Consider the following 8,713-nt stretch of genomic DNA (forward strand, 5'->3'; position numbering starts at 1 on the left):
GGGCCGCGGCCTCCGCGAGGAGGGTGTCGGTCTCCTGCGGCAGGTGCGCACCGTGCTGCTCGGTGGCCCCGAGTGGCAGCACCGCCAGCACGCCGCCGCCCGGCCGTCCGTCCGCGCCGGTCGCGCCCGTCATGTCGGGTCAGACCTTGATCGCGCCCATGTCGACGGTGAAGGTCGAGGCGGTGATGGTGCGCGAGGCGTCCGACGCGAGGAACATCACCGAGTCGGAGATGTCGTCGGTGCTGGCCATGCCCATGCCCAGGATCGGGGTGAAATGCGGCAGGAACTGCGGCATGTTGTTGAACACCTCGAGCGCGTCGGGGTCCTCGGCACCCATCGGCGTCCGCACGCCGTAGGGGTGGATCGTGTTGACCCGGATGCCGTGCTCACCGAGCTCCTTCGCGGCGGTCTGCGCGAGGCCCACCACGCCGTACTTGGAGGCCGAGTACGGGGACTGCACCGGCATGGCCTTGAGGCCCGCCACCGAGCTGACCAGGATGATCGAGCCGCCGTTACCCGCGTCGAGCATGTGCGGGATCGCCGCACGCAGCGTCTTCCAGTACCCCGTGAGGTTGATGTCGAGGGTGTCCTGCCACTGCTGCTCGTCGAGCTCCCAGACCTTGCCCCAGTTGCAGATGCCCGCGTTGGCGATCACCACGTCCAGGCGGCCACCGAAGCGCTCCAAGCCGCGGGCCACGAGGGCCTGCTGGAACGCCAGGTCGCGGACGTCACCGACCTCGGCGAGGATCTCCCCTCCCTCGGCCTCCACGCGCTCGATGGTGGTGGCCAGGTCGTCCTCGGTGGCGGCCCGGTACTTCACGTACTCGGACGGCGAGTCACACAGGTCCAGGCCGATGATCCTGGCGCCCTCGCGCGCGAAGCGGATCGCGTGCTTGCGGCCCTGGCCGCGGGCCACACCGGTGATGTAGACGACCTTGCCGTCGAAATCTCCCATTACAGGGGGTGTCCTTCTCTTCCGTGGTGGTGGGTCAGACGCCGAGACGGCGCATGAAGTCGTCGGGGATGACGTAGTCGTCGCGGTTCAGCTCGGAGATCGAGGACTTGCTCAGCCCGATGAGGCTCGAGTCGAGTCCGGAACGCATGATGTCGAGGACGTTCTCCACTCCCGCCTGGCCGTTGGCCCCGAGCCCCCACAGGTACGCGCGACCGATCATCACGGCCCGGGCACCGAGCGCGAGTGCCTTGGCCACGTCCGAACCGCGACGGATGCCGCCGTCGAGCAGGACCTCTACCTGATCGCCCACCTCGTCGGCGATCGGCGCGAGGCACCGGATGGACGCCGGGGTGGCGTCGAGGTTGTTGCCGCCGTGGTTGGAGACGGAGATCGCGGTGACCCCGGCGTCGACGGCCCGCTTGGCGTCGTCGACCCGGATGATGCCCTTGAGCATGACCGGTCCGTCGTAGTTCTCCACGACCCAGGCGATGTCCTCCCACGTGGCCGGCGGGGTGCCCATCCACTCGCCGTAGGCACCGAAGAACGTCGGGCCCATCTCGCCCTTGCCCACCAGGTTGGGGGTCGTCAGATCGGGGAACCGCTTGTTGACCACCACGTCGCGGGCCCACTCGGCGGCCCAGCGGGGACGCACGGCGATCTGCGGGGCGAGGGTGATCATAGCCCTGGCGTCGAGCTTCTCCGGGATGGCCGGGCTGCCCCAGTCACGGCCCATCGAAAACGACCAGTCGGTGGTGAGGATGACCCCCGCCGCCCCGGCGGCCTTGGCGCGCTCCAGCCGCTCCAGCACCTTCTCCTTGCCGCCGAGCCAGTACACCTGGAAGAAGGTCTGCGGGTTGGCCGCGATGACCTCCTCGATCGGCTTGGACGCGAACGAGCTCAGTCCCATCGCGGTGCCGCGGGCGGCCGCGGCACGGGCCACATCCACCTCGCCGTCCGGCGTGACGGCCTGGACACCGGTCGGCGAGATCATCACCGGCAGGCTGATGGGCTGGCCCATCACCGTGGTGGCCATGTCACGGTCCTGCTTGGCGCCGATCACGTGGGGCTTGGGCTCGAGCTCGGTGAAGGCGTCCATGTTGTCGCGGATGGTCACCCCCGCCTCGCTGCCGCCGACGAGCGCCATGTACACGCTCTTGGGCAGCTTCTTCTTCGCGCGGCGCTGGGCCTCCGCGACAGACTCGAACCACGGGTTCTGGCGCCAGGGGTTGGCCTCGGCGATCTTCGACAGGCGGGACACGGTGGTGGCTGCTCCTTCTAGGGGGTTGGTCCGGGCCAGCGGGGTTCGTCCGGGCGGGCCGGCTCAGATCGGGGACTCGTCGCACAGGCTGGTGGGCCTGCGCGGCGGTGTCGTGACGAGGGTCAGCGGCACCGGGCCGGTGGGCTGCTTACGCGCCGCGAGCCCCATGGGCCGCGTGTGGTCCTGCGAGGGGTCGGGGATGCTGCGCTCAGCCGCGAGCAATCCCTCTCCGTAACCCTGGACGCACTCGGGGTCCGGGCCGTCCATCGGCAGCCCGGTGAAGAACTTGGCCGCCATGCAGCCACCCCGGCAACTGTCGTAGAAGTCGCAGGACGCACACGCCCCGGCCGACTGCGGCTCACGCAGCTCACGGAACAACTCCGAGGTCTGCCACACCGTCTCGAAGCCGCCGTCGGCGACGACGTTGCCGGCGAGGAACTCCTCGTGGATGGCGAACGGACAGGCGTAGACGTCGCCGATCGGGTCGATCAGGCACACCACACGGCCGGCGCCGCACAGGTTGAGCCCGGGTAGCGAGCCCTGCGCCTGTCCTTCACCGAAGGGGGTCAGGTGGAAGAAGCTGTCGCCGGTAAGCACATCGGAGCCGTTCGCGACCAGCCAGTCGTACAGGTCCTTCTGCTGCTCGGGCAGGGGATGCAGGTCGTCCCACACGTCGGCGCCGCGGCCCGACGGACGCAGGCGCGTGATGCGCAGGGTCGCGTCGTACTTGTCGGCCAGCGCCTTGAACTCGTCCAGCTGGGTGACGTTCTCGCGCGTCACCACCACCGAGATCTTGGCGTCGGTGAAGCCGGCGTCCTTGAGGTTCTGTAGCGCCCGGCAGGCCATGTCGAAGGACCCCGGGCCGCGGACCGCGTCGTTGACCTCCGCTGTCGCACCGTCGATGGAGATCTGGACGTCCACGTAGTCGCTCGCGGCCAGGCGCCTGGCGACCTTCTCGTCGATACGGACGCCGTTGGTGGAGAACTTCACGCCCACCTGATGGCTGGTGGCGTAGTCGACCAACTCCCAGAAATCGGAGCGGACCGTCGGCTCGCCACCGCCGATGTTGACGTAGAAGACCTGCATCTTCTGCAGCTCGTCGATGATCGCCTTGCACTGCTCGGTGCTGAGCTCGCGCGGGTCACGGCGACCGGAGGAGCTCAGGCAGTGCACGCAGGCGAGGTTGCAGGCGTAGGTGAGTTCCCAGGTCAGGCAGATCGGCGCGTCGAGCCCGCGTTCGAACTGGTCGACGAGGCGGCCGACGGGCGCCGGGGCGGGACGGTCGAGCATGCTGGTCATGAGGTCTCCTCGATCATGCGCGAGGCGGCGAGCTGGCCGAGCGCGTGCAGGTACAGCCGCGCTGTCGCCGGATCATCGATCGACACCCCGGCGGCGGCACAGGCGGCGCGCGCGGTGGGGTGGTCGGCGAGGGTGCTGACCACCTCGACGATGGTCGGCGACTTGAGGAAGCTGAGCTTGCGGGTGTGGAAGTGGTAGAGCAGTGCCCCGAACGGCTCGGGCCGGAGCGCCACGCCGGGGTGCAGGCGCCAGCCGGCGTCGAGGTCGAATTCCGCCGGGGCGGCTGACTGCTCGGCGTCGGCCGGCGCTGCTGCGGAGGTCATCTCAGTAGACCCCACACATGCCGTCGATGGAGACCTCCTCGATGAGGGCCTCCTCCAGCACGACCTCGGTGTTCTGCGTGTTCTCCATGACGTGTCCTTTCGTCTGGCACTCCAGCGACATCCCACCGGTTTCCGGTGAGATCTGCATCATATTGGCACTTAGTGCCAGTGGCAAGAGTCACTCATCTAGGCTCTCGTGTCATGGGAATGCCGGAAATGCCCGGAACCGAGACACGGCCCCCGGGACGTCGGCCGTCGACCACGCGCGCCTCCATCGTCGACGTGGCCCTCGACCTGTTCGCCCGGCAGGGCTACGACGCGACCAGCGTCGACCAGATCGCCGAGGCCGCGCACATCTCCCGCCGCACCCTGTTCCGCTACTTCCCCGGCAAGGCCGCCATCGCCTGGGGCGAGTTCGACGAGCAGATCGACCTCATGCTGGGCTTCCTCGCCGACGTGCCCGAGCAGACGCCACTGCGCGACGCCCTCGCCGACGCACTGATCGCGTTCAACACGTTCCCGCGCGAGCAAACGGAAGCGCACCGACTACGGATGCGCCTCCTGCTCGGCGTGGACGAACTGCAGGCGCACTCGACCCTCGTGTACGCCGACTGGCGCCGGGCCGTGGCCGGGTTCGTCGCCGCCAGGCTCGGCCAGACGGTGGACGATCTCGTGCCCGCCGCGACCGCGCACGCCGCGCTGGGGATCGCACTGTCCGCCTACCGCCTGTGGGTGGCCGAGCCCGGAGCCGACCAGGATCGCCTCCACGAGCTCCTGCGTCACGGGACGCAGATCCTCGCCCGAGAGGACGCGTTCGAGCCCGGTGGGCGACCGCGCTGAACTTACCGGCGGGTAACCTCGTCGTCGTGACCCACTCCGACACCTCCCCCACCCACCACACCGACACCTCCACCTACCGGCTGTGGAAGACCGCCACCCGGCTCCCGTTCGGCTCCCGCCTGTTCAGCGCGGCGGTGAGCCTCAAGGCCCCGTACTTCCGCACCGCGTACCCGCACGTCGTCGAACTCCGACCGGGCCGCTGCGTCGTCCGCGGACCCGGCTGGTGGGGCAACCGCAACCACATCGGCACCTTCCACGTGATCGCGGCGTGCAACCTCGCCGAGATGGCCATGGGCATGCTCGCCGAGGCCACGGTTCCCGCCACCCACCGATGGATCCCCGTGGGCATGAACGTGCGCTACCCCGCCAAGTCGACGGGCGGGATGACCGTCACGGCCGAGTGGACCGAGCTGCCCGACTTCGCGTCGATCACCACCGGGCAGGACGTCGAGGTGCCCCTGCGGTTCGTCGACGACGCGGGGGTCGAGCCCATCACCGGCTCGATCACCATCCGCGTCTCGCCCAGGAAGAAGCGCTGAGACGGTACCGGCTCTCCCGTCGGCGGGCTCGTCGGCGGGCTCGTCGGCGGGCTGACCGGCGCGCTAATCGCGGGTGCGGGCGTCGAAGGCCTTGATCGCGATCGGGGCGATCACCACCGTCAGGCCGACGATCCACAGCAGTGACGCCAGCACCGGGTGCTGCAGCGGGAGGGCGGCGTCCGGGCCGACGGCCGGGGCGTTGCCCCAGAGTTCCCGCATCGCCTGCACCACCGAGGAGAGCGGGTTCCACTCCGCGATCGCCCGCAACCACACGGGCATCGACTCCGGCGGGGCGAAGGTGTTGGCGACGAACGTGATGGGGAACGTCGTGGTGAACATGACGCCGTTCACCGCCTCGATCGTCTTGAGCCGCGAACCGACGACGATGCCGATCCAGATCATGACGAAGCCGAAGCCCAGCAGGATGAGGTATCCGAGCAGCGCGTCGATGATCCCGCTGCGGATCCGCCACCCCACGATGAGGCCCGTCAACGACATGACCACGACGCCGATCGAGGAGTGGATGAGGCTCGACGCGCTCCGCGCGATGAGGATGGACGCCCGCTGGATGGGCAGCGTCCGGAAACGGTCGATGATGCCCTTGTTGAGGTCGTTGCACAGTCCCGAGGCCACGACGAACGACGAGAACGCCATGGTCTGCGCCATGATCCCGGGAAGCAGCCACTCGCGGTAGTTCCCGCTCCCCGCCACGGCGATCGCACCGCCGAAGACGTACGCGAACAGCAGCACGAACATCACCGGCTGGATGGTGACGTCCGCGAGGTTCTCCGGCTGCCGCCGGATGTGGAACAGATTGCGGCGCACCAGCGCCGAGACCTGCCGGCCGAACGACGGGCCGTCCGGGCGGGCCAGGACGACGAAGCCGTCCGCGCTGGTGGTTCCCACGGCGGGGTCCGCGACGGTGCTCATACCCGGTACTCCTCCTCGGTGGTGCCGAGACTGGCGGTCTCGGATCGGGCGGTGTCGGATCGGGCGGTGTCGTCTCCGCCGGACTCGAGTCGGGGGTCCTCCGCCTTACGCCCCGTCAACGAGAGGAAGACGTCGTCCAGGCTCGGGCGCTGCAGGCCGATGTCGTCCAGCTCGATACCGGCCTCGGTGAACGCCGCGGCGATCCCCGCGAGCGCGGAGACACCTTCCGACGGCGCGGTGAGGCGGCGCGCGTCCCGGTCGACGTGGAAGTCGGCGATCCGGGTCGTCAGCACCCGCGCGGCTTCGTCGACGTCCTCCGGACGCGACACCGTGATCACCAGACTCGCCACCCCCGAGCGATCCTTGAGCTGCAGCGGCGTGCCCTCCGCGATGACGCGTCCGTGGTCGATCACGATCACCCGGTCGGCGAGCTGATCGGCCTCGTCGAGGTACTGGGTGGTGAGCAGCAGCGTGGTGCCGTCACGGACCAGTCCGCGCAACACGTCCCACAATTCGTTGCGCGACCGTGGGTCCAGACCGGTGGTCGGCTCGTCGAGGAACAGCACCGGCGGGGCCGCCACGAGACTGGCCGCCAGGTCCAGGCGGCGCCGCATCCCGCCGGAGTAGCTCTTGGCGACGCGGGTCGCCGCCTCGGTGAGCGAGAACTTCTCCAGCAGTTCGTCCGCCCGCGCCTTCACCGCCTTCTTCGGCAGCCCGTACAGGTCACCGACTAGCCGGAGATTCTCCCGCCCGGTGAGCAGTTCGTCCACCGTCGCCGATTGGGCGGTCAACCCCATCTTCTTGCGCACCAGTGCGGGTTCGGAGACGACGTCGTGGCCGGCCACCCGGGCGGTTCCCGAGGTCGGCGGACTCAGGGTGGTCATCATCCGGATCGTGGTGGTCTTGCCGGAACCGTTCGGGCCGAGCAATCCGAGGACCGTCCCGGTGGGGACGGTGAACGAGATGTCGTCGACAGCGGTGAAGTCACCGAATCGCTTGACGAGGTGTTCGGCCTCGATCGCCGGTGCGGACGTGGATCGGGTACTCACCCTCAAAGGGTGGCCCCCACCCGTGGAGTAGTCAACAGTCCCGCCGCGCCGTGCGGACAGATCCTGTCAGCAATGCGGTCCGCGGCGCCGGATCGGATGCCGACGAGCCCCGACCGACCTACCGTCGTTCCATGCCCCGCATAGCCATCACCTCCGTCCACGTCGACGACCAGTCGCGTGCGCTGAGCTTTTACACCGAGATCCTGGGATTCGTCCTCAAACACGACCTCCCCGCGGGCGAGTTCCGCTGGCTCACGGTGGTCGACCCGGGCGATCCGAACGGCACCCAGCTACTGCTCGAGCCCGACCAGCACCCCGCCGCCCGTGCCTACGTCACCGCGTTGCACGCCGACGGGATCCCCGCCGCGCAGTTCGAGGTGGACGACATCCACCGGGCGCACGCCGAGCTGCAGGAGCGGGGCGCGCGGATCGTTCAGCCGCCCACCGAAATGGGCCCGGTGTGGACGATGATCCTCGACGACACCTGCGGCAACCTCGTCCAGCTCGTCACCGCCGCGGACGTCTGAGGTCCGGTCGCCGGAGCCGTACCCGGCTCGTCGACGTATCGTGGGGAGGCCGCGCCAGCGCCTTCCGACGCCCCCACGACCAAAGGATGACCGGTACCCGTGAGCCCCCAGTCGACCATCCCGCCGACCATCGCCCGTTCGTGGCTCCTGCTGCCCGCGGACAAGTCCGAGCGTTTCGACGACGCCGTGGACTCCGAGATGGACGTGGTGGTCCTCGACGTCGAGGACGGGGTGCGGCAGTCCGAGAAGGAACGCTCGCGCCGTGAAGTGCGCCAGTGGCTCGAGGCGGGCAACCACGCGTGGATCCGCATCAACGACGTCCGTTCGCCGGAGTGGGAGAAGGACCTCATGGCTCTGGGCCACTGCCCCGGGCTGGACGGAGTGATGCTGGCCAAGACCGAGAACGCCGAGCACGTCGCCCTCACCGCGGCCCGCCTGGCCGAGGGCACCCCGATCGTCGCCCTGGTCGAGTCCGCGGACGGCCTGGCACAGGCGGCGGAGATCGCCAAGACCGACCAGGTCGTGCGCCTGGCGTTCGGCGTCGGGGACTACCGCCGCGACACCGGGATCGGGTCCTCTCAGATCGCCCTGGCCTACACGCGCTCGCAGTTCGTGGTGGCCAGCCGGATCGCGCGCGTCGCCCCGCCGATCGACGGGCCGACCATCTCCAACGACACCCGGGTCCTCATGGACGCGGCGGAGCACGCCGTCGAGATGGGCATGACCGGCAAGCTGTGTCTCCGGGTCGACCAGGCGCCGTACATCAACGAGGTCCTCTCCCCCTCCGCCGCGGACGTCTCGTGGGCCGAGTCGGTCATCGACGAACTCGGGAACGGCGGCGAGCGCTGCCGCGACGGTTCCGACCTGCCGCGTCTGGCCCGCGCGCAGAAGATCGCCCGGCTCGCGCAGGCGTACGCCGTCGCGCGCTGACGGAAACCGCGGACGCCTGGCGCGTCGCGGACGTGACAGGGCCCCGGCCGCGGGTGCGGCCGG

The 8,713-nt window shown here is 69.5% G+C and carries 12 protein-coding genes; 4 read left to right on the plus strand and 8 right to left on the minus strand.

What is annotated here, in order from left to right; translation table 11 throughout:
- From HMPREF3086_RS16080 to mftA, 6 genes are all read right to left on the minus strand, one after another.
- On the minus strand, window positions 1-133 hold a 133-nt coding region (locus HMPREF3086_RS16080; protein ID WP_168169110.1), incomplete at its 3' end, for a creatininase family protein.
- 6 nt (window positions 134-139) lie between these two features.
- A complete protein-coding gene (locus HMPREF3086_RS16085) occupies window positions 140-955 on the minus strand; it encodes a mycofactocin-coupled SDR family oxidoreductase (protein WP_061228323.1) in 816 nt (271 codons plus the stop codon).
- A 34-nt stretch (window positions 956-989) separates the two neighbouring features.
- Window positions 990-2,213 carry a pre-mycofactocin synthase MftD gene (gene mftD, locus HMPREF3086_RS16090; RefSeq protein WP_061228322.1) on the minus strand — a complete coding sequence of 408 codons (1,224 nt, stop codon included), beginning with the start codon at window positions 2,211-2,213 and terminating at the stop codon, window positions 990-992.
- Window positions 2,214-2,276: 63 nt separating this feature from the next.
- The gene (gene mftC, locus HMPREF3086_RS16095; protein WP_070722916.1) at window positions 2,277-3,512 is read right to left on the minus strand and encodes a mycofactocin radical SAM maturase; all 1,236 of its coding nucleotides are present in this window, start codon (window positions 3,510-3,512) and stop codon (window positions 2,277-2,279) included.
- The gene (mftB, locus tag HMPREF3086_RS16100) at window positions 3,509-3,835 is read right to left on the minus strand and encodes a mycofactocin biosynthesis chaperone MftB (protein WP_061228320.1); all 327 of its coding nucleotides are present in this window, start codon (window positions 3,833-3,835) and stop codon (window positions 3,509-3,511) included. Before mftB ends, mftC begins: the two co-directional genes overlap by 4 nt.
- A 1-nt stretch (window position 3,836) precedes the next feature.
- The gene (mftA, locus tag HMPREF3086_RS18680; RefSeq protein WP_067716580.1) at window positions 3,837-3,923 is read right to left on the minus strand and encodes a mycofactocin precursor MftA; all 87 of its coding nucleotides are present in this window, start codon (window positions 3,921-3,923) and stop codon (window positions 3,837-3,839) included.
- A 113-nt stretch (window positions 3,924-4,036) separates the two neighbouring features.
- Between mftA and mftR the strand changes: the two genes are divergently transcribed.
- On the plus strand, window positions 4,037-4,675 hold the full coding sequence (mftR, locus tag HMPREF3086_RS16110; protein WP_070722919.1) for a mycofactocin system transcriptional regulator: 639 nt from the start codon (window positions 4,037-4,039) through the stop codon (window positions 4,673-4,675).
- A 26-nt stretch (window positions 4,676-4,701) separates the two neighbouring features.
- Complete coding sequence (locus HMPREF3086_RS16115; protein WP_061228318.1) at window positions 4,702-5,214, plus strand: hotdog fold domain-containing protein; 513 nt, start codon at window positions 4,702-4,704, stop codon at window positions 5,212-5,214.
- A gap of 63 nt (window positions 5,215-5,277) precedes the next feature.
- On the opposite strand, the gene HMPREF3086_RS16120 is transcribed toward HMPREF3086_RS16115, so the two are convergent.
- Window positions 5,278-6,144: an ABC transporter permease gene (locus HMPREF3086_RS16120; protein WP_070722921.1), complete on the minus strand. Its 867-nt coding sequence runs from the start codon at window positions 6,142-6,144 to the stop codon at window positions 5,278-5,280.
- The gene (locus tag HMPREF3086_RS16125; RefSeq protein ID WP_061228316.1) at window positions 6,141-7,193 is read right to left on the minus strand and encodes an ATP-binding cassette domain-containing protein; all 1,053 of its coding nucleotides are present in this window, start codon (window positions 7,191-7,193) and stop codon (window positions 6,141-6,143) included. The genes HMPREF3086_RS16120 and HMPREF3086_RS16125 overlap by 4 nt, the downstream gene beginning before the upstream one ends.
- Before the next feature lie 131 nt (window positions 7,194-7,324).
- Here HMPREF3086_RS16125 and HMPREF3086_RS16130 point away from each other — a divergent pair, with 131 nt between their 5' ends.
- Window positions 7,325-7,720 (plus strand): VOC family protein, encoded by a 396-nt coding sequence (locus HMPREF3086_RS16130; protein WP_070722923.1) that lies wholly within the window; start codon window positions 7,325-7,327, stop codon window positions 7,718-7,720.
- A 99-nt stretch (window positions 7,721-7,819) separates the two neighbouring features.
- Window positions 7,820-8,650 (plus strand): HpcH/HpaI aldolase/citrate lyase family protein, encoded by an 831-nt coding sequence (locus tag HMPREF3086_RS16135; RefSeq protein WP_061228314.1) that lies wholly within the window; start codon window positions 7,820-7,822, stop codon window positions 8,648-8,650.
- Window positions 8,651-8,713 lie beyond the last annotated feature (63 nt).

Origin of the sequence: Dietzia sp. HMSC21D01, assembly GCF_001815995.1 — a bacterium.
Taxonomy (GTDB): Bacteria; Actinomycetota; Actinomycetes; order Mycobacteriales; family Mycobacteriaceae; genus Dietzia; species Dietzia cinnamea.

Coding starts and splice junctions, on each gene's coding strand:
- HMPREF3086_RS16085 (WP_061228323.1), bottom strand. CDS start 955: ATGGGAGATTTCGACGGCAAGGTCGTCTACATCACCGGTGTGGCCCGC.
- mftC (WP_070722916.1), bottom strand. CDS start 3,512: ATGACCAGCATGCTCGACCGTCCCGCCCCGGCGCCCGTCGGCCGCCTC.
- mftB (WP_061228320.1), bottom strand. CDS start 3,835: ATGACCTCCGCAGCAGCGCCGGCCGACGCCGAGCAGTCAGCCGCCCCG.
- mftA (WP_067716580.1), bottom strand. CDS start 3,923: ATGGAGAACACGCAGAACACCGAGGTCGTGCTGGAGGAGGCCCTCATC.
- mftR (WP_070722919.1), top strand. CDS start 4,037: ATGGGAATGCCGGAAATGCCCGGAACCGAGACACGGCCCCCGGGACGT.
- HMPREF3086_RS16120 (WP_070722921.1), bottom strand. CDS start 6,144: ATGAGCACCGTCGCGGACCCCGCCGTGGGAACCACCAGCGCGGACGGC.
- HMPREF3086_RS16130 (WP_070722923.1), top strand. CDS start 7,325: ATGCCCCGCATAGCCATCACCTCCGTCCACGTCGACGACCAGTCGCGT.